General features: G+C 68.0%; 16 protein-coding genes. 9 read left to right on the top strand and 7 right to left on the bottom strand.

Translation table 11 applies throughout. The features are described 5' to 3' along the window. Positions 1–61: 61 nt before the first annotated feature. A complete protein-coding gene (locus GR168_RS04365) occupies positions 62–1,141 on the top strand; it encodes a diacylglycerol kinase (RefSeq protein ID WP_159370130.1) in 1,080 nt (359 codons plus the stop codon). 43 nt (positions 1,142–1,184) lie between these two features. Here the strand turns inward: GR168_RS04365 and GR168_RS04370 are convergent, their stop codons facing one another. From GR168_RS04370 to GR168_RS04380, 3 genes are all read right to left on the bottom strand, one after another. After that, positions 1,185–2,804 carry an HNH endonuclease signature motif containing protein gene (locus tag GR168_RS04370; RefSeq protein WP_159370131.1) on the bottom strand — a complete coding sequence of 540 codons (1,620 nt, stop codon included), beginning with the start codon at positions 2,802–2,804 and terminating at the stop codon, positions 1,185–1,187. Positions 2,805–3,169: 365 nt separating this feature from the next. After that, positions 3,170–3,292: a type B 50S ribosomal protein L36 gene (gene ykgO / locus GR168_RS04375; protein WP_033205406.1), complete on the bottom strand. Its 123-nt coding sequence runs from the start codon at positions 3,290–3,292 to the stop codon at positions 3,170–3,172. Positions 3,293–3,357: 65 nt separating this feature from the next. Beyond that, entirely contained in the window at positions 3,358–4,866 is a 1,509-nt protein-coding gene (locus GR168_RS04380; RefSeq protein ID WP_068972217.1) for a glutamate--cysteine ligase, read from the bottom strand. A gap of 55 nt (positions 4,867–4,921) precedes the next feature. Between GR168_RS04380 and GR168_RS04385 the strand changes: the two genes are divergently transcribed. The 3 genes from GR168_RS04385 to purM all read left to right on the top strand — a co-directional run bounded on the left by GR168_RS04385 (position 4,922) and on the right by purM (position 8,295). Then, positions 4,922–5,329, top strand: coding sequence for a sterol carrier family protein (locus GR168_RS04385; protein ID WP_159370132.1), 408 nt, complete (start codon positions 4,922–4,924; stop codon positions 5,327–5,329). Positions 5,330–5,480: 151 nt separating this feature from the next. Continuing rightward, a complete protein-coding gene (gene purF / locus GR168_RS04390) occupies positions 5,481–7,091 on the top strand; it encodes an amidophosphoribosyltransferase (protein ID WP_159370133.1) in 1,611 nt (536 codons plus the stop codon). 97 nt (positions 7,092–7,188) lie between these two features. Then, positions 7,189–8,295 (top strand): phosphoribosylformylglycinamidine cyclo-ligase, encoded by a 1,107-nt coding sequence (gene purM, locus GR168_RS04395; protein WP_065629158.1) that lies wholly within the window; start codon positions 7,189–7,191, stop codon positions 8,293–8,295. Positions 8,296–8,571: 276 nt separating this feature from the next. Here the strand turns inward: purM and GR168_RS04400 are convergent, their stop codons facing one another. The 3 genes from GR168_RS04400 to GR168_RS04410 all read right to left on the bottom strand — a co-directional run bounded on the left by GR168_RS04400 (position 8,572) and on the right by GR168_RS04410 (position 10,704). After that, on the bottom strand, positions 8,572–8,751 hold the full coding sequence (locus GR168_RS04400) for a DUF3073 domain-containing protein (protein ID WP_010842099.1): 180 nt from the start codon (positions 8,749–8,751) through the stop codon (positions 8,572–8,574). A 94-nt stretch (positions 8,752–8,845) separates the two neighbouring features. After that, positions 8,846–9,523: an MOSC domain-containing protein gene (locus tag GR168_RS04405; protein WP_231742502.1), complete on the bottom strand. Its 678-nt coding sequence runs from the start codon at positions 9,521–9,523 to the stop codon at positions 8,846–8,848. Further along, complete coding sequence (locus GR168_RS04410) at positions 9,520–10,704, bottom strand: folate-binding protein (protein WP_159370134.1); 1,185 nt, start codon at positions 10,702–10,704, stop codon at positions 9,520–9,522. Before GR168_RS04410 ends, GR168_RS04405 begins: the two co-directional genes overlap by 4 nt. 58 nt (positions 10,705–10,762) lie before the next feature. On the opposite strand from GR168_RS04410, the gene GR168_RS04415 reads away from it, so the two are divergent. The 5 genes from GR168_RS04415 to cydC all read left to right on the top strand — a co-directional run bounded on the left by GR168_RS04415 (position 10,763) and on the right by cydC (position 17,957). Further along, entirely contained in the window at positions 10,763–11,632 is an 870-nt protein-coding gene (locus GR168_RS04415; protein ID WP_065629161.1) for an aminodeoxychorismate lyase, read from the top strand. 226 nt (positions 11,633–11,858) lie between these two features. After that, positions 11,859–13,442, top strand: coding sequence for a cytochrome ubiquinol oxidase subunit I (locus GR168_RS04420; RefSeq protein WP_065629162.1), 1,584 nt, complete (start codon positions 11,859–11,861; stop codon positions 13,440–13,442). 12 nt (positions 13,443–13,454) lie between these two features. Then, positions 13,455–14,537 carry a cytochrome d ubiquinol oxidase subunit II gene (gene cydB / locus GR168_RS04425; RefSeq protein WP_065629163.1) on the top strand — a complete coding sequence of 361 codons (1,083 nt, stop codon included), beginning with the start codon at positions 13,455–13,457 and terminating at the stop codon, positions 14,535–14,537. Further along, positions 14,534–16,255, top strand: a complete 1,722-nt coding sequence (gene cydD, locus GR168_RS04430; RefSeq protein ID WP_068972214.1) for a thiol reductant ABC exporter subunit CydD — start codon at positions 14,534–14,536, stop codon at positions 16,253–16,255. The genes cydB and cydD overlap by 4 nt, the downstream gene beginning before the upstream one ends. Continuing rightward, complete coding sequence (gene cydC, locus GR168_RS04435; RefSeq protein WP_068972213.1) at positions 16,245–17,957, top strand: thiol reductant ABC exporter subunit CydC; 1,713 nt, start codon at positions 16,245–16,247, stop codon at positions 17,955–17,957. The genes cydD and cydC overlap by 11 nt, the downstream gene beginning before the upstream one ends. Before the next feature lie 194 nt (positions 17,958–18,151). On the opposite strand, the gene GR168_RS04440 is transcribed toward cydC, so the two are convergent. After that, entirely contained in the window at positions 18,152–19,651 is a 1,500-nt protein-coding gene (locus tag GR168_RS04440; protein ID WP_068972212.1) for an aldehyde dehydrogenase, read from the bottom strand. Positions 19,652–19,761: the final 110 nt, after the last annotated feature.

A 19,761-nucleotide genomic window follows, 5' to 3' on the forward strand; every position in this document is an offset into this window, starting at 1 on the left:
TAGCGAGGCGCATCTCGCCGAATCGGCACGGCGAAGTGGAACGTGTTCTAGTTTGGATCGCATGACATTGCGCGTGGTCGAGTGGTCGACCGGAACCGTCGGACGACATGCCATCGCCGGGATCGACGCCCGGCCCGACCTCGAACTCGTGGGTGTGTGGGTGTCCGACCCCGCCAAGGTCGGCAAGGACGCCGGCGAACTCGCGGGTCTCGACCGTGAGCTGGGTGTCGCGGCGACCGGCGACCGCGACGCGCTGATCGCCCTGAAACCCGACTGCATCGTGCACACCGCGATGACCGACGACCGCGTCATGGAGTCGATCGAGGATCTGATCTTCTTCGTGGAGAACGGGATCAACGTGGTGTCGAGCGGGCCGGTGGTCCTGCAGTTCCCCCATGGCATCCTGCCCGACTCGCTGCTGGATCGGATCGCCGCCGCGGGTGCGGCGGGTGGCGCGAGCCTCCACGTCAACGGCATCGACCCGGGTTTCGCGAATGACGCACTGCCGCTGGCGATGACGAGTCTCTCCCAGCGCATCGACGAGATCCGCTGCCAGGAGATCGCCGACTACTCGACCTACTATCAGCCCGTCGTCATGCGTGACCTGTTCGGCTTCGGGCAGCCCCTGGACGCCACGCCGCTGCTGTTCGCACCGGGCATCCTGTCGATGGGGTGGGGGAGTGTCGTGCGACAGATCGCCGCCGGACTCGACCTCGTGCTCGACGAGCCGCTCGTGGAACGCGTCGAGCGGGTCGAGGCGGACCGCGACTACTCGACGGTGTCCGTCGAGATCCCGAAGGGCACGATGGCCGCGGTCCGGTTCGAGGTCGCCGGTCAGGTCGACGGCGTGGATCGCATTGTGCTGGAGCACTACACGCGCACCCACCCCGACCAGTGCCCGGACTGGCCGACCCCGAACGAGGGCGACGGCTGCTACCGCATCGCCATCTCCGGCGAACCGGAGATGACGGTCGAGTTCGGGCACCACGGTGAGAACGGCGACCACAACGTGTCCGGGATGATCGTCACCGCCATGCGTCTGGTCAATTCCGTTGCGGCGGTGGTCGATGCGAAACCCGGACTGGTCACCGCGCTCGACCTGCCGCTCATCTCCGGGCGGGGGCTCTTCGTGCAGAAGTAGCCGCACTCGACGACGGCGGGCGATGTGATCCGACAGGCGAGAGTCATCGACTGGCGAGTAACTCCATGAGGTGTGCTTCGACGAGGGACGGCCGGGGTGTGCGTGGTCCGGGTCGGGGTGGTCGGACGTCGATGACGTGGCTGGTTTTCAACCATGATCGGCGCGCGTGATGTGGGCGTGGCTCATCGCCGGACGTGGTGCGTCCGTGGATCTCTCGCCGAACCTGTTCCAGGTGGGCCTGCAACCGCTTGGGTATGTCGGGTCGGCGGTTGATGTGTTCGGGGTTGGGTGGCGCGCCGGGTTCGGCGTTGAGTCGCCAGGCGCAGCGGCCTTCGTCCGGTCCGTCGCGTACTACCCGGGTGGTGTATCGGCCGGGTTGGTCACCGACCATGCGGTTGTGTCGCGGGCAGGCGGGTGCGAGGTCGTCGATGTCGGTGAGACCGCCTTTTGCCCAGTCCTTCTGGGCGTGGTGGAGTTCGACGTGGGTGGCGGGTTGGTCGCAGCCGGGTGCCGAGCACACTTCCCCGTCGGGGCGGGCGAAGGAGACGAGGCGTTGTTCGCGGGTCGCGAGGCGTTTGCCGCGCCCGAAATGTAGGGGGACGGTGGTGGCGTCTTTGAAGATCGCCAACCACGGCTGGACCTCACCGGCCATCGCGATCAGGTCCCGGATGGGCAGCAGGGTTCCGGTGGCGGTGGTGGCGAGTCCGGCTTCGCGGATGAGGTCGTTGAGGTCGGTCTTGATGATCAGTTGCACGGGCAGGCCTCGGTGCGACGTGCCGAGTGTTCCGTCGGCGAAGCCTGCGGCGAGTGCGGCGTCGAGCGCATCATGATTCGTCTGGGCGAGAGTGCGACCGTCGCGGTCGACTGCCGCGGCCAGGGCGTCAGGGTCGGCGGTGCCGGCCGGTCCGCTGGGCGAGTCGGGGTCGTCGGGGTTGTTGAGTCCGGGTTTGCCCCACACGGCGAACATCATCGACAACCGGGCGTGGAGTTCGGGAGTCAGCGTGCCCGAGATCTTCGCGGTGCCATCGGCGCGTTGCCGACCGATCCACAGGCCGCGGCGCCTCTTGCGTTCCGAATCGTCGGCCAGAGTGCCGTCAGGATCGAGATGAGCTAGCAACCGCGCACCGAGTTGAGTGATGTCAGCCGGGGTGTGGTCGGCGGCGATCTCGGCCATCTGCCGCTCAGCCGCGACCTTCACATCGTGGTCAGTTCCATGAGGGATCTGGTCGAGGACATCGAGGACGGCCTGCACATGCGCAGAGCCGACAGAACCTTGTGCGAAAGCCTCAGCGAGGCACGGATGTTCAGGTGGTAGGACCTCGCCGCCGAGGCTGGTGCGGTGGGCGGTGGCGTCCATCTGCTTGCGACGCCGCATCGGGTTCGAGACTCGTAGCCGGTGTGTCATGAATTGCATGAGGGTTCGGCACCCCGTCTTGCGGGGCAGGTCGCGGGCCTCGACCTGATCGATCTGCCGGTCTCCGGCGACGGTCAGACGCGCGATGGCGCGTTCGGTCTCCGCGGCCACCTCGGCCAGTTCGGCATCGGTACACGGCGACAAATCCACCGACTGCAGTTTGTCCAGGGTGCGATGCAGATCAGCCACCAACTCGACCACCCGGGGAGCCGGCACGGACGCGTCGTCGGTGTGTGTGATGCCGGACATGACGGTGACCTCCCCCCGAGAACCGTTGCAGCGAATGTACGTTCGAGTGTACACGAGTCCGGCGGGTCTAGCCACGAAAACAATTGCCCGGCAATATGAATCAGAGTCATTGCGTTGCGGGAACTTGTCGGTGGGCGCCGGTAGGATCTCGCGGGACGACGACCACGTTGTCTGGGTCGGGCGGCATCATCGCCACGACGGCAGGCCGCGCCTCGAGTTGAGCGCGCAGTTCCTGCCGTCTGTGTGACTACTCGACGCCGCCCGTCGACGCGGGGACCCTGATGCTGCAGTCGCAGCACGAATGTCGTTTCCAGCGGAGTTGCTCGGCCGCGACGATAGCATTCTGGGCGGCGAGTGCTCGACGATCAGCCCTGGCGCGCCTTGAATCTGGGGTTGCCCTTGTTGATCACGTAGATGCGCCCCTTGCGCTTGACCACTTGTGAACCGGGTTGGTTCTTCAACGACCGGATGGATGCACGGACCTTCAACGGAGCCTCCTTAATGGAAATTGTTTCCATTAAAGCAGGTCCGTCGACGAGCGCCGAGGCGGGTGTCAGACCTCCCAGGTGTGCACCGGCTCGCCCTCGTGCATCTGGGTGACGTAGTCGCGGAGCATCCCGTGCAGCGCCTGTGTCCGGCTCTCGCCCGCGCGTTCGCGGGCCGCGACCGCCTGGCGTTGCCAGACCGATCCCGTCTGGCGGGAGATGCAGCGGCCCTCGATGACCGACAGGTAGCGCTTGCGGGCCTTGTCGGAGACGCCGAACCGCTGCAAACCGTCCTCGGCGAGCACGAGCAGCCGGCGCAGGACGAGTTCGTCGGGTCGCACCCAGCCGACGTCGGGCCAGTAGAGCTGCGACTCCATGCCGGTGCGGGCGCCGGACTGCAGGTTCTCGGCGGCGGCGTTGAACGACATCCGCGACCACAGCGGCCGGTCGGATTCGACGAGGCCCCGGACGACGCCGTAGTAGAACGCGGCGTTGGCCATCGTGTCGACGACCGTGGGACCGGCGGGCAGCACGCGGTTCTCGACGCGCAGGTGGGCCTGTCCCTCGTGGATGTCGTAGACCGGACGGTTCCAGCGGTAGACGGTCCCGTTGTGCAGACGCAGTTCGTCGAGGGTGGGGATGCGTCCGTCGTCGAGCTCGGCGAGCGGGTCGGTGTCGGTGCAGACGGGGAGGAGCGCGGGGAAATAGCGCGTGTTCTCCTCGAAGAGGTCGAAGATCGTGTTGATCCACCGCTCTCCGAACCACACTCGCGGCCGGACACCCTGGTTCTTCAGCTCCAGCGGCCGGGTGTCGGTGGCCTGTTCGAAGACCGGGATGCGGCTCTCGTGCCACAACGCGGTCTCGGCGAGGAAGGGCGAGTTCCCGGCCAGGGCGACCTGCACCCCGGCGATGGCCTGTGCCGCATTCCAGTGCGAGGCGAAGTCTTCCGGCGCCACCCGCAGGTGCAGCTGTAGTGAGGTGCAGGCCGCCTCGGGCAGGATCGAATCGGTCGAGGTGCGCAGGTGCTCGGTGTGGTGTCCATCGGTCAGCGGGACGCCGGTGATGTCGATCTCGAGATCCTCGCCGCGGGCGGCGAAGATCTGCTCGTTCAGCAGGTCGTAGCGCGGGTTCGCCGAGATCCAGTGATGCGCGAAGTGTTCGGACTTCAGTGTCGGCAACATGCCGATCATGACCAGGTGGCTCGACGTCTGTGCGGCCCGCTGCTCGGCCCGGTTGAGCGACGTCCGCAACGCCTGCTCGAGCGAGATCGTATCGTCGGTCGTGAACGGTCGCGGCGAGACGTTGATCTCGATGTTGAACTGGCCGAGTTCGGTCTGATAGTCCGGATCGGCGATCGCCTCGAGGACGGCGGCGTTCGCCATCGCGGGCTGCATGTCCTCGTCGACGAGGTTCAGTTCGACCTCCATGCCGAGCAACGGCTTCGGCGGACGGCCCTGATCGGTGAACAGCCCGTCGGCGAGCATCCGCGCGATCGCTTCCGTGCCGCGACCCACCTGACGCCGGAAACGAACCCGGTCCTCGCCGGTGAACTGCTGTTTGGACACCTCGGCTCCCATGCGGTCAATACTGCCCGATCCGCATCGGCGCGAACCCTCTTGCGAAGATGGCGGAGTGCCACCACGCAGGAGAGTGGACCCCGCCGAGGTCCGGGCCGCGGTGCTGGCCGTCTCGGACTGGCTCGTCGACCCGACCGTGCCGACCCCGGGACGCGCCGCCCTCGCCGACGCCGTCCGTCGATCGGCCCGGTCACTCGAGCAGCTCGCCCCCGGGAACTCGGTCGAGGTCCGGGTGCCTCCGTTCGTCGCGGTCCAGTGCATCGAAGGTCCCCGTCACACCCGCGGAACGCCGCCGAACGTCGTCGAGATGGCGCCGCGGACCTGGCTGCTCCTCGTCGCCGGTGTCCTCACCTACGACGACGCCCTCGCCGCGGGCCTGGTGGATGCGTCCGGGCATCGCGCGGCACTCATCGCCGACCTGCTGCCGCTCATCCCGATCGGCCCGCCGGGCGACCGGGAGTAGGAGTGTGATGCATCACTCGACCGGGGCGTCGGGAATGACCCGCCGGTCGACACCGCTGGAAGATTCGCATCGGGAGCCGACCGACCCGTAAACTCACGCATGTCTCCCAGCCCACTCGACGGACCGATTCGCAGCCCCAGGGAGCTAGTCGATGCCTGATCATTCGATCGCCCACATGAACCTGCTCGCTGCCACGACGCCGGCGGGCGGATGCTCCGCACGTGGCTCGGGTGCGATCAATCCGGCCCCGCTGGACGATCTCGAGAACGAACCGCGTGAGGAATGCGGTGTCTTCGGTGTCTGGGCGCCCGGCGAGGACGTCGCCAAGCTGAGTTACTACGGCCTCTACGCCCTGCAGCACCGCGGCCAGGAAGCCGCGGGCATCGCCGTCGGCGACGGCAGCCAGGTGGTCGTGTTCAAGGACCTCGGACTCGTCAGCCAGGTCTTCGACGAGCAGACCCTGGGTGCGATGAGCGGGCATGTGGCGATCGGCCACTGCCGGTACTCCACCACCGGCTCGACGACCTGGGAGAACTCGCAGCCGATCTTCCGCACCACCGACGCCGGGACCGGCGTGGCCCTGGGCCACAACGGCAACCTGGTCAACACCGCGGACCTCGCGGCGCGTGCGCGCGAGCAGGGGATCAAGAGTTCGGCAGCGACATCGGACTCCGATGTCGTCGGTGCGCTCCTCGCGCACGGCGCCGCGGACAGCTCGATCGAGCAGGCCGCGATGGAACTGCTGCCCACCCTCAAGGGCGCGTTCTGCCTGACCTTCATGGATGAGCACACGCTCTACGCCGCGCGCGATCCGCATGGGGTGCGCCCGCTGTCACTCGGCCGCCTCGACCGCGGCTGGGTCGTCGCCTCGGAGACCGCCGCCCTCGACATCGTGGGTGCGTCGTTCGTCCGCGACATCGAGCCGGGCGAGCTGCTGGCCATCGACGCCGACGGCGTGCGCAGCACGCGCTTCGCCGAGCCGACCCCCAGCGGGTGCGTCTTCGAATACGTCTATCTCGCCCGTCCCGACTCGGTGATCCACGGTCGTTCGGTGCATTCGACCCGCGTCGAAATCGGTCGCCGACTCGCCAAGGAACACCCCGCCGAGGGTGACCTGGTCATCCCGGTACCGGAGTCGGGCGTGCCGGCGGCCGTCGGGTTCGCCCAGGAATCCGGGATTCCGTACGGCCAGGGACTGATGAAGAACGCCTACGTCGGTCGTACCTTCATCCAGCCGTCGCAGACGATCCGCCAGCTCGGTATCCGCCTGAAGCTCAATCCGTTGCGCGAGGTGATCCGAGGCAAACGGCTCGTCGTCGTCGACGACTCGATCGTGCGCGGCAACACCCAGCGCGCGCTCATCCGGATGCTGCGCGAGGCCGGTGCCGCCGAGGTGCACGTCCGCATCGCGTCGAGCCCGGTCCGGTGGCCGTGCTTCTACGGGATCGACTTCGCGTCCCCGGCGGAACTGATCGCCAACGGCATGGAGTCCGAGGCCGGGATGGTCGAGGGGGTCCGGCAGGCCATCGGTGCCGATTCGCTGGGCTACATCAGCATCGACGAGATGATCAACTCCACCGGCCAGGCCGCGTCGACCCTCTGCGCTGCGTGCTTCGACGGCAAGTACCCGATCGAGCTGCCCAAGGAGACCTCGATGGGCAAGGCGGTCCTCGAACAGATGCTGGCGAGCGCGGCCGGCGACCGCTCGGTGGACCCGCTGACCCAGCCGAACGACAACGTCAGCGCGGTCATGCGGCCCTGATTTCGTGCCGTAGGCCCTCCGGTACCGTATGACCCGTCGGCGAACACGCCGGAAACAACGTTCGACCGAGATTTTCTGGAACGGGAGTGCTGCGGTGATGACGGAGCGGGATGCTGCTGCCGACGAGACGGCCGGGAGCTCGACACCGGCGTCGTATGCGGCGGCCGGGGTCGACATCGACGCCGGTGAGCGGGCTGTGGAACTCATCGCGCCCCATGCCAAGCGTGCGTCTCGTCCGGAGGTTCTCGGCGGGATCGGCGGTTTCTCCGGTCTGTTCGCACTCAAGGGCAACTATCGGGAGCCGGTCCTGGCCGCTGCCAGCGACGGCGTCGGCACCAAGCTCGCCGTTGCGCAGGCCATCGACAAGCACGACACCGTCGGCCGCGATCTCGTCGCAATGTGTGTCGACGACCTGGTCGTCTGCGGCGCCGAGCCGCTGTTCCTGCAGGACTACATCGCGGTCGGCAAGGTGGTCCCCGAAACGGTGGCCCAGATCGTCGCCGGCATCGCCGACGGTTGTGTCGAAGCCGGTTGCGCCCTGCTCGGCGGCGAGACCGCCGAACACCCCGGCCTGATGCAGGACAACCACTACGACATGTCCGCCACCGCGGTCGGTGTCGTCGAGGCCGACAACGTGCTCACCCCGGACCGCGTCCGCGCCGGCGACGTCGTCATCGGCATGGGGTCGTCGGGATTGCACTCCAACGGGTATTCGCTCGCCCGCAAGGTGCTGCTCGAGTGGGGTCACATGGACCTGTTCGGTCATGTCGAGGAGTTCGGTCGCACCCTGGGCGAGGAGCTGCTCGAGCCGACCCGGATCTATGCCCGCGACTGCCTGGCCCTGATCGCCGAGGCTGACGTGCGTACATTCGCGCACATCACCGGCGGCGGCCTCGCCGAGAACCTCGCGCGCGTGATCCCGAACGGGCTCGTGGCCGAGCTCGAGCGCAACACGTGGACGCCGGCCCCGATCTTCGCGCTCATCGGTCAGCGCGGCCGTGTCGAACAGCTCGAGATGGAACGCACCTTCAACATGGGCGTCGGCATGGTGGCGGTCGTCGCGCCGGAGGACACCGACCGCGCGCAGGCCGTGCTGACGGCACGGCACGTCGACAACTGGGTCCTCGGCACCGTCAAGCGCGCGAGTGACCGCTCGGACAACGACTCTCGCGTCACCCTGCTCGGGGAGCACCCGCGCTTCTAGCGCGATCGGTGAATCCGCAACTCTCGCAGAGACATTGGAGCGGGGGTGCAGCCGCACACACAACACCGACGCCCGCCGGAGGGGATTCCCTCGGCGGGCGTCGGTGTCTGTTCATGACGGGATCACCACGGAACGTGCGCATGAGCACGCACCACCCATCAGAAACGGGTGGTGCGTGCGAAAACATGGTCCCGCGTCGCCGCGGGTCCGCTCATGCGGAGAAAAATGTGGGGTGATCCCGGGCGTCGAGAGATCAACGCCCGAAGAGTGTGCGCGTCAAGCGCGTCGCCACTCCTCTTCGTCCACCCAGTCGTCCACCGGATCCGGTCGTTCTACAACCGGATCGCCCTGTCCGGAGAGCTCACGCTGCAAGCTTTCCAGGTCGGTGTTCGGAGTGGAGTACTTCAGCTGACGTGCAACCTTCGTCTGCTTTGCCTTTGCCCGGCCGCGGCCCATATGGGACCCCCTCGCACAATGACGGGGCGGCCAAACAATTGGCGGCCCCGTTCTCTTGAAGTAATTCTGTCGTGGGGACCAGTCTAGCGCGCCTCTAGGATTTGTGTTGTCCACCCTGTGTTGCCGCGCCGACGCGTCTTTCCGACTTGTTCACCATCTTGGTCGCCTCGCGACGGACCTTGGCGGGTAGATCGTCCTGCGCGAGCAACGACCGGATCGCCTCGACGTCACCGCCGGCGAGCAGATCACGCGACCGCACGCCATGATCGGGGCGGTAAACGACGGTGATCCGATCGCCCTGCGCCACCGTGCCGTTGCGGACAACGCGCAGGTAGGTGCCGAAATCTGCCTGCGCCAGGAACCGCTTCATCCACCGTGGCTCGCCCGCCCACACCGCGAAGGTCTTGCAGGGGACGCGAGGGATGGTCACCTCGAGGACCAGCCCGTCGGTGCCGACTTCCCATCGCTCCCCGACGACTGCATCGGTGACCGCCATCCCGTCGATGCGCAGGTTCTCCCCGAACCATCCGTAAGGAAGCTCACGTCCGAGCTCGTCGGCCCATCGGCGCGCCTCGGGATCGGCGTAGGCGTACACCGCCTGATCGACGCCGCCGTGGTGTCGCTTGTTACCCACGTGGTCGTCGACGAGACCGAGTTCGTCGACGTCGAGGCGCCCGCTGCGGGGCCGCTTGTCGATGGCGGAGGGGCCGATTCCCTCGAGGATCACGTCGTCGCCGGCCGCGCACACGGCCAGCACCACACCCGTGCTCAACCGTTGCGTCCCGGCGCCGCCGAACCGCTGCGGAGTCGTTCCACGGCCGCGCGTCCCGCCTGGACCCGATCGTCGTCGCGGATCGAATCCGGATCGATCCGCGCGCTGACGGCGGACTCGGCCCCGACCGACAACTCCACGTCGGCGCCGACGTTGCGCTTGACGAGTGCCAGCGCGATGGGACCCCACTCATGGTGGTCGACGACCGTGCCCACCCGGCCGACGGTCCGTCCGCCGGCGGTGACCGGGTCGCCGGGGACAGGTCGCTCGTCGACGCTCCCGTCCAGATGCAGCAGGACCAGCCGTCGAGGCGACTTGCCGAGGTTGTGTACGCGGGCGACGGTCTCCTGGCCGCGGTAGCAACCCTTGTCCAGGTGGACCGCGCCGAACTCGTCCGGACCGCCGATCCAGTCGACCTCGTGCGGGATCGTGCGTTCGTCGGTGTCGGCGCCGAGCCGGGGTCGGCGGGCGGCCACGCGCAGGGCTTCGAAAGCCCAGCTGCCGGCCATACGCGCGCCGGCCTCGGTCAGCGTGTCCCACCAGCGGGTCAGCACGTACTCGGGCACCACGAGGTCGACGACCGGCAGGTCCCGGTCCTCGCCGAGCGGGGGCATGCGTCGCCAGAAACCGAGCGGTTCGTCCTCGTGATGCGACTCGGGCAACCCGCCCGCCTGGTACACCACGGCGTCCGCGCCGATCTCCAGGAGATCGGCGACCGGACCGTCGACAGCCCCGGGCCCGATCAGCGTCAGGACCTTCATGTCCGAACGCGCGGCGGGTTCGGCCTTGGCCCAGAACACCATCTTGGTCAGGAAGTCGAGCAGCGGTCCGCCGCGCGAACCCTCGGTGTCGATCCACGTCACGCCGTCGATGTCGGTGAGGACGAAATGCTCTTCGACACGACCGTTGAGGTCGAGAGAGAGGTCTTCGGCGCTCGACCGGTCGGCGAGGGTGGCGATGTGCTGGCTGCTGATGGTGTGCAGCCAGGTCAGGCGTTCGGCGCCGGCGATCTCGAGAACGGCGCGGTCGGACCTGTCGGCGATGATCACGCCACGTTGTGCGGCTCGTTGTTCGCCGAGGGGGTCGCCGTAGTGCCACGCGGTGTCGGCGGAGAAGAGGTCGCCGGGGCCGGGCACCGCCCCGCCCTCGGAATGCCTGGTCAGGATGGGTGAGCGGCTCACGCGTCGATTCTACGGGTCGATTCGGCGCGGGGCTGCGACGCATGACAACCTTCTATCCATGGCGGATTCGATCCTTGTCTCCCTCGACGGCACCCGACACGATGCCGACGCTCCCTTCCTCCACGCCGACGACCTGGCCGCGGTGCGCGGTGACGGCATCTTCGAGACGCTTCTCGTGCGCGGCGGCCGGGCGCGATGCGTCCGACTGCATCTCGAGCGACTGGCCCGGAGTGCGGCCGCGATGGAACTCGACAAGCCCGATCTCGACGAGTGGCGGGCGGTGATCGAGACCGCGACGCAGGCGTGGACGGAGAAGCACGGGTCGTCGGGTGAGGCACTGCTGCGGCTCGTCTACTCCCGCGGACGCGAGCACGGTTCGGCGCCGACCGCGTACGTCACCGTCGACGCGGTGCCCGACCGGGTGTCGGCGGCGCGTGCGGACGGTGTCCGGGTGGTCACCCTCGCTCGCGGCTTCTCGATCGACCTCGCCGCCACGGCGCCCTGGCAGCTCCTCGGCGCGAAGACCCTCAGCTACGCCACGAACATGGCGGCCCTGCGCCACGCGTCGGCCGAGGGCTTCGACGACGTGATCTTCGTCAGCAGCGAGGGCGCCGTCCTCGAAGGGCCCCGAGCCACGGTCGTCGCCGTGTACTCCGACACCCTGGTCACACCGCCGACCGAGATCGGGATTCTCGAGTCGACCACCGTGCGTGCGGTTTTCGATGTCGCGGAACAGGAGGGTTGGACGACCAAGACCGACGTCCTACGGCCCGAGGATCTGGTGGCGGCCGACTCGGTCTGGCTGGTGAGCAGCGTGACCCTCGCGGCGCGGGTCACCCATCTCAACCGGTACGTGATGCCGCTCGCCGCGGACGCCGCGAAGTTCACCGATCTGGTCGACCGGGCCATCTCGGTGGACGACAATTGATCCCGGTCACCCCCACCTGATCTCGTCCGCCTGGGGCACACACCCGCGTGGGTGAGAGGGAAGACACCGCTTCGAACTGGTCGGCGGGACCTTTGGCGCTTGTAAGGGCCCGGTGACCAGGCGTAACGTCGCGCCTACGACCTACTACTACCGCTAGTAGTAGGTACCCGGCAGGTTTCGACCTTGCCCCCGCAGCCCGGGGGCCGGCAACTCGATTTGAGGCGATATGGACGCTCTGGACGTCTCCAGATGGCAATTCGGGATCACGACCGTCTACCACTTCATCCTGGTGCCGTTGACGATCGGCCTCGCGCCGATGATCGCGGTGATGCAGACGGTGTGGCATGTCACCGGCAACGAGCAGTGGCTGCGCGCCACGAAGTTCTTCGGCAAGCTCTTCCTGATCAACTTCGCGCTCGGTGTCGCGACCGGCATCGTCCAGGAGTTCCAGTTCGGCATGAACTGGAGCGAGTACAGCCGGTTCGTCGCCGATGTCTTCGGCGCGCCACTGGCCCTGGAGGGTCTCGTCGCCTTCTTCCTCGAATCGACGTTCATCGGGCTCTGGATCTTCGGCTGGGACCGCCTGCCGCGCCGCGTGCACCTGGCCTGTATCTGGTTGGCCGCCATCGGTGTGAACGCGTCGGCGTATTTCATCATCGCCGCGAACTCGTGGATGCAGCACCCCGTCGGCGTCACATGGGATGACGAACGCGGCCGGCCTGCCATGAACGACTTCGTCGCGGTGCTCACCAACAACACGACCCTGGCGGCCTTCCCGCACGTCATCGCCGGCGCCTTCCTCACCGCCGGTACCTTCGTCGCGGCCATCGGCATCTGGTGGATGGCGCGGAACTCATGGCGGGCCAAGAAGATCCGCGAGGCCGCGGACACCGGTGACCTGTCCGAGATCCCGGACAGCACCTCGCCGAGCCACGTCGACGCCACACCCGAGGACCTCGAGAAGGACGCCCGCGACCTCTGGCGGCCGGTCACGAGACTCGCGTTGTGGATCACCATCGTCTCCGGTGTCGCGCTGTTCATCACCGGGGACCTCCAGGCGCAGATCATGTTCAAACAGCAGCCGATGAAGATGGCGTCCGCGGAGTCGCTGTGCGAGACCGAGACGGGTCCGGGTTTCTCGGTTCTGTCGATCGGCCGCCAGAACAACTGCGAGAACATCGAACACGTCATCGAGATCCCGAAGATGCTGTCGTTCCTCGCGAATCACGACTTCGATTCGACTCTGCAGGGCGTCGAGGAACTACAGGAGCAGTACACCCGGGCCTTCGCCGGACAGCCGAACGTGCCGGCGAACCAGAACTTCGCACCCAACCTCTTCGTGACCTACTGGGGCTTCCGGGCGATGATCACCTGGGCGCTCGGCTCGGTGGTCGTGGCCTTGGGCGGACTGTGGTTCACGCGCCGTAAGCGGGTGGTCGAATCCAGACGCTTCGGCTTCATCGCCCTGTTGATGATCCCGACGCCGTTCCTGGCCAACAGTTCCGGCTGGATCTTCACCGAGATGGGACGCCAGCCGTGGGTCGTGGCGCCCAACTGGGAGGACGACCTCGACCCGCTCCGGATCAGCATGCTGGTGCAGAACGGTGTGTCCAACCATTCGGCAAGCACCGTGCTCGTCACGCTGATCGGTTTCACGCTGCTCTACGGTGCCCTCGGCATCGTGTGGTTCATGCTGCAGCGGCGCTATGTCATCGAGGGCCCGGCCGCACACGATGCGCGACCGCCGGGCCACACCGACGACGACGAGTCCGATTCCGATGAACCCAAACAGCTCTCGTTCGCGTACTAGAGGAGCGTGCTCATGAGTCTCGAAGAAATCTGGTTCCTGGTCATCGCGTTCCTGTTCGTCGGGTATTTCGTACTGGAGGGCTTCGATTTCGGTGTCGGCATGCTGATGCCGATCCTCGGTTCGAGTCACACCGGCGGCGACGACAAGGTCGCCGCCGACGATCCCGAAGCCGACCCCGACAAACGGCGCCGCGCGCTCCTCAACACCATCGGCCCGGTCTGGGACGGCAACGAGGTCTGGCTCATCACCGCGGGTGCGGCGTTGTTCGCGGCCTTCGGCGGTTGGTACGCAACCATGTTCAGTGCGTTCTACCTACCGCTGTTCCTCATCCTCATCGGGCTCATCGTGCGGGTCTGCGCGATCGAGTGGCGGGGCAAGATCAACAACCCCCGCTGGCGCGTGTGGTGCGACGTCGGAATCGGGCTGGGTTCGTGGATTCCGGCGATCCTGTGGGGTGTGGCGTTCGCCAACATCGTGCGCGGGCTCCCGATCGACGCTGACGCCCAGTACACGGGTGGGTTCTTCAACCTCCTCAACCCGTATGCCCTGCTCGGCGGCGCCACGACCCTGCTCGCGTTCCTCACCCACGGGGCGGTGTTCATCTCGCTGAAGACCTCCGGTGTGCTGCAGGAGGATTCGGCTCGCTACGCTGCCCGGCTGGCCTGGCCGACACTGATCGTGGCCGCCGTGTTCCTGCTGTGGACCCAGTTCGCCTACGGCAGCTCGTGGACCTGGATTCCGGTGCTCATCGCCGCCGTCGCCGCGGTGGGCATGGTGGCCGCCACCCAGATCCGCCGCGAGGGTTACGCATTCATGTTCACCTGCATCGCGATCGCCGGCACGGTCGCCACGCTGTTCGCCGTGCTCTTCCCGAACACGATTCCGTCGACCCTGAATCCGCAGTGGAACCTCACCATCGAGAACACGTCGTCGAGCGATTACACCCTCACGATCATGACGTGGGCGGCCGTGCTCATCACCCCGGTGGTGATGGGCTACCAGGCCTGGACCTATTGGGTGTTCCGAAAGCGACTGTCGGTCGCGCACATCCCGGACCCGGCCGGACTTCCGTCGTTGCGAATCCCGAGCAAGTGAGACGCACCGCCCGGCCTCCGCTCGACCCCCGGCTGCTGCGGTATTCGCCGACGACGCGGCGGTATGTCGGGGTCACCGCGGCGTTCGCGGTGGCCGAGGTGGTCGCGATCATCGTGGTGGCCGCGATGGTGGCGTCGATCGTCTCCGAACTGATCGTGTCGCCCGGGGCGCGGTCGTTCGCCGCGCAGGGCGTTCACCTGACCGTGTTGGCCGCAGCACTGGCGGCCCGGGCCGCGATGGCATACGGACACGACCGATACGCGCACCGCGCCGCCGAGCGTGCGATCGCGGAGATGCGTGCCGAGGCCCTCGATGTCCTCACCGATCCGGCCCGCACGTCGCCGCGATCGCTGACGGCGATCCGCGAACACGCGAGCACTGTCCTCCTGCGCGGGCTGGACGCCCTTGGGCCGTATCTGTCGGGCTACCTACCGGCCCTGGTGGCCGCGGCGGTTCTGACGCCGACGGTCACGGTGGTCATCGCGTTCGCCGACTGGCCGTCGGCGCTCATCATCCTCGTCACCCTGCCCCTCATCCCGCTGTTCATGGTGCTCGTCGGACTGATGACGCGCGATCGCACCACACGCAAGCTGGCGACGATGAGCCGGCTGAGTGCCCAGCTCCTCGACCTCATCGCCGGATTGCCGACGTTGCGCGCACTGAACCGGGCCGGCGCCCCGGCGGTTCGGGTCGGTGAACTCGGTGAAGCCCACCGCCGCAGCACGATGAGTTCGCTGCGGGTCGCGTTCCTGTCGGGCGCCGTCCTCGAGTTACTGGCCACGCTCTGCGTCGCACTGGTCGCCGTGGGGATTGGTCTCCGTCTGGTCTATGGCGAGATGTCGTTGTACGCAGGAGTTTTCGCGTTGATCCTGGCGCCGGAGGCATACCTGCCGCTGCGTCGGGTCGGCATGCAGTTCCACAATTCCACCGACGGCCTCACCGCAGCCGAGCAGGTCTTCGAGCTCATCACACCGCAGTCTGAGGCGGCCACGCTGTCCGCCACCGGGAATCGTGGGGTCAGCGTCGCAGGCGAACCGATCACCGTGCTCGACGTCGGCATCCACGGGCGCGACGGATGGGCGCCGGAGTGCCTCCGCACGACGATCGAACCCGGGGCGCTGACCGTGTTCGCCGGACCGAACGGGTCGGGCAAGTCGACGATGCTGGCGGCGATGATGGGCCTGCTCGCTCCGGACGCGGGATCGGTGCTGATCGGGTCCATCCCCGTCGCCCAGGCCGATCCGGCGGCGCTGCACGAACAGATCGCCTGGCTGCCCCAGCAACCGGTGATCGTGCCGGGCACGGTCGCCGAGAACCTGGAGCTGCTCGGCGCGCTGGACCGCGACGCCTTCGAATCGGTGTCCACGGCAACAGGCTTCGCCGCGGTCCTGGGCGAGTTGCCGGTCCGGTTCGGCACGGTGCTGGGAACCGGCGGGGTCGGGCTCTCCGCGGGACAACGGCAACGCCTCGCCCTGACCCGAGTCCTCGCCTCGCCGGCGCCGCTGCTGCTGCTCGACGAACCGACCGCCCACCTCGACGAGGCGTCCGAGCGCGACGTGTTCGCCGCACTCCGCGATCGCGCTCGGGCCGGGGACACCGTCGTCGTGGTGGCGCACCGGGGAGTCGCCCGCGAGTACGCGGACCGGGTGGTGGACTTCCCGGCGGCCACCGGCACAGCAGCCGCGGGCACGGCCGAGGAGGTGGACCATGCGCGGTGATCCGTTGATCCGGGCCCTGGGCTTCCTCGGCCTGCGCCGGCGTCCCGCGCTCACCGCGCTCGCGCTCGGTGTCGGCGGCTCGCTCTCGGCCCTCTTCCTGGCGGCGCTGTCGGCCTGGCTCATCACCCGTGCGTGGCAGATGCCGCCGGTGCTGTACCTGTCGGTCGCGATCACCGCGGTCCGGGCGCTGGGTATCTCGCGCGGTGTGTTCCGCTATCTGGAACGGCTGGCGACCCACGATCTCGCTCTGCAGGCCATGGCCACCGCGCGGCAACGGGTGTACACGGCGTTGGCGTCGGGCGCACCGGGTTATTCGGTCACGCTGCGGCGGAGTGAACTGCTGAACCGGACCAGTGACGACGTCGACGAGATCGGGAACGCCCTCATCCGCGGCCTCATCCCGATCGGCATCGGTGCCACGACATCGCTTGCGGCAGTGGTGGTGATGGCGCTGGTCTCGGTGCCCGCGGCCGTGGTGCTCGCACTCGCGCTGGCCGTCAGCGGCGGTGTGGCGCCGTGGCTGGCCGCACGCGGTGGTGCCCGGTCGATCCGCGACGGCGCGCAGGCCGCGTCCGAGGCCACGGAGGCCGCCACGACGGCGCTGTGGCACGCGCCTGAACTCGTCGTCGCACGCAGACGCCATCACGCGCTGGCAGCGGCCGCAGCGGCGGATCGCCGCCATCTCGACGCCACGGACCGGGGTATCCGGTGGCAGGCATCCGCCGCGGCGGCGACTCCGCTGGCATTGGGTGCGTCGCTGATCGCGGCATGCGTCATCGCCGTCGAATTGGCCTCGGCGACCTCGGGTTCGCTCGCCGGGGTGAGTTCGGGGGCTGGACTGACGCCGATGATCCTCGGTGTGCTCGTCCTGCTGCCGCTGTCGGCCTTCGAATCCACCGCGCCGCTCACCGAGGCCGGGCTGCAGATCGAGCGGAGCCGACAGAGTGCGGCCCGGCTCATGGCGCTGGTGGACGGGGCGCACGCCGACGGAACAGTCGATGTAACCGACGCCGAGGTGTATCGGTCTCCGGTGCGCCTGAGGACCACGGGCTTGCGCTGGGGACACCGGGATCGGGAGGTCCTCGGTCCCGCGGCGGGCGTGGATCTCGACCTGCGACCTGGTTCGCGTCTGGTGGTCACCGGCCCGAGCGGGGCGGGGAAGTCGACGCTGCTCCTCACCCTCGCCGGGTTGTTGCCGCCGATGGCCGGGGACGTCGAGGCGGTCGACGTCGGCGACGGTTCGATCGTCGGGTTACGTTCGGCGGGATGCTATTTCGCCGAGGAGGCGCACATCTTCTCGACGTCGGTCCGCGAGAACCTGCGCGTCGCCCGCGGTGACATCACCGACGAGGAGATCGACACCGCGCTGGCGGCCGCCGGGCTGCAGCGCTGGGCCGCAGCACTTCCCGACGGTCTGGACACCGTCCTCACCGGTGGGGCCGATGCGATGAGCGGCGGGCAGCGGCGGCGACTGCTGCTCGCCCGCGCACTGCTGCATCCCGCGCCGGTCGTCCTGCTCGACGAACCGACCGAGCATCTCGACGAGGCGGACTCCGACGAGCTGTTGCGGCGCCTCCTGGGGATCGAGCGGGACCTGTTCGGGCCCGACCGCATCGTCGTCGTGGTGACGCACCAGCCACCGGCCGATACCGGTGCGGTGGAGGTCCTCGAATTGGCGGGCCGGCCCCTTTCTGCTCCCTGAGGTGCGAGCGAAGCGAGCCACGAAGGGCTCCGCAGCGTGCCTCACCAGGCCCTTCGTGGCTCGTCGCTATCGCTCCTCGCACCTCAGGGAGCAATAGTCAGCGGCTCTCTGCCTGTGGGCGGGCACGAAACAAGAACCGGGGCCGGACGTACACGTCGTCCGGCCCCGGTTCCCCCCTGTGAGAGGCGGGAGGGCTAACCCGTGGACACCTCGTATCCCATCGGCAGCATCGTCGACTTGTGCTCGAGGAAGGACTCGAGACCTTCTCGGCCGTTCTCACGGCCGATGCCCGAGTTCTTGTAACCGCCGAACGGTGACTCGGGATCGATGGCGTACCAATTGATCCCGAAGGTGCCGGTGCGGATCTTGGTGGAGATCTCGATGCCGCGCTCGACGTCGTTCGTCCACACCGTGCCGGCGAGTCCGTAGCTCGAGTCGTTGGCGATGGCGATGGCCTCGTCGACGTCGTCGTAGGCGATGACCGACAGCACGGGACCGAAGATCTCCTCCTGCGCGATGGCCATGTCGTTGGTGACGCCGGTGAAGATCGTGGGGGTGAGGAAGTAGCCGGAGTCGAGTCCCTCGGGACGCTCGCTTTCGAGAACCGCGGTGGCACCGGCCTTCTTGCCGAGTTCGACGTACTCCTCGACCTTGTTCCGCTGGTTCTCGGTGATCAGCGGTCCGAGCTGGGCCTCCGGATCGGAGGGCAGCCCGACCTTCATCGCCTTCGCGGCCTCGACCATCGCGGCCACGATCTCGTCCTGTCGGCTGCGCGGCACCAGAATTCGCGTCTGCGCGACGCATGCCTGGCCCGTGTTGAACAGGCCGAGGAACGTCAGCATGAAAGCGTTCGCGGCGAGGTCGACGTCGTCGAGGACGATGGCGGCCGACTTGCCGCCCAGCTCGAGCGAACACCGCTTGAGGGTCTGGGCGCAGGCGGCGCCGATCGCCTTGCCGGCCGCGGTCGAACCGGTGAAGGTGATCTTGTCGACGTCGGGATGCGCGACGAGCGCCTGCCCGGTCTCGGCGCCGCCGGTGACCACCGAGATCGCCTCGGCGGGCACGCCTGCCTCGATGAACAGCTGCGCGACGTAGTTGCCGGTCATGGGGGTCTCGGGTGCGGGTTTGAGCACCACCGAGCAGCCCGCGGCCAGTGCGGCACCCATCTTGTTGCAGGTGATGAACAGCGGGACGTTCCAGGCACAGATCGCGCCGACGACGCCCACCGGTTCGCGGGTGATGCGGGTGGTGCCGAACAGGCCGGTGCGGTATTCCTCCCACTGATAGTCACGGGCCGCGTTGGCGTAGGCGCGCAGGACACCGGTGCCGGGGAGCTGTTGGAGGGTGCTGATCGCGCTCGGCGGCGCGCCCATCTCGGCCGACACGAGCGCGGTGATCTCGTCGCCCCGCTCGTCGATCAGATCGGCGACCTTCGCGATGATGTCGGCGCGCTGCGCGGGCGGCGTCGAACTCCAGACCCCGGAGTCGAAGGCCGCGCGCGCCGCGCGGACCGCGGCGTCGACGTCGGTGGCGTCGGCGAGCGGTACCGAACCGACGCGCTCACCGGTGGCGGGGGAGTGGACCTCGAGGGTCTCGGTGGAATGGGGATCGGCCCATCGGCCGCCGATGAGCAACTGGGGTTGATCGCCCCCGCCGGTGAGGGTGGCGGGTTGGGACTCCACGGTCTCGGTCATTACGCGTGTGCTCCTCAGAGGACGGGGCCCTGTCCGGGCGTGGGCGGTCGACAGCCGCCGACGGACAGGTGTGAACTACGGCACACGCAATACTAGAACACGTTCTAACT

It is taken from the genome of Gordonia sp. JH63, from assembly GCF_009856645.1.
In the GTDB taxonomy this organism is placed as follows: Bacteria; Actinomycetota; Actinomycetes; order Mycobacteriales; family Mycobacteriaceae; genus Gordonia; species Gordonia hongkongensis.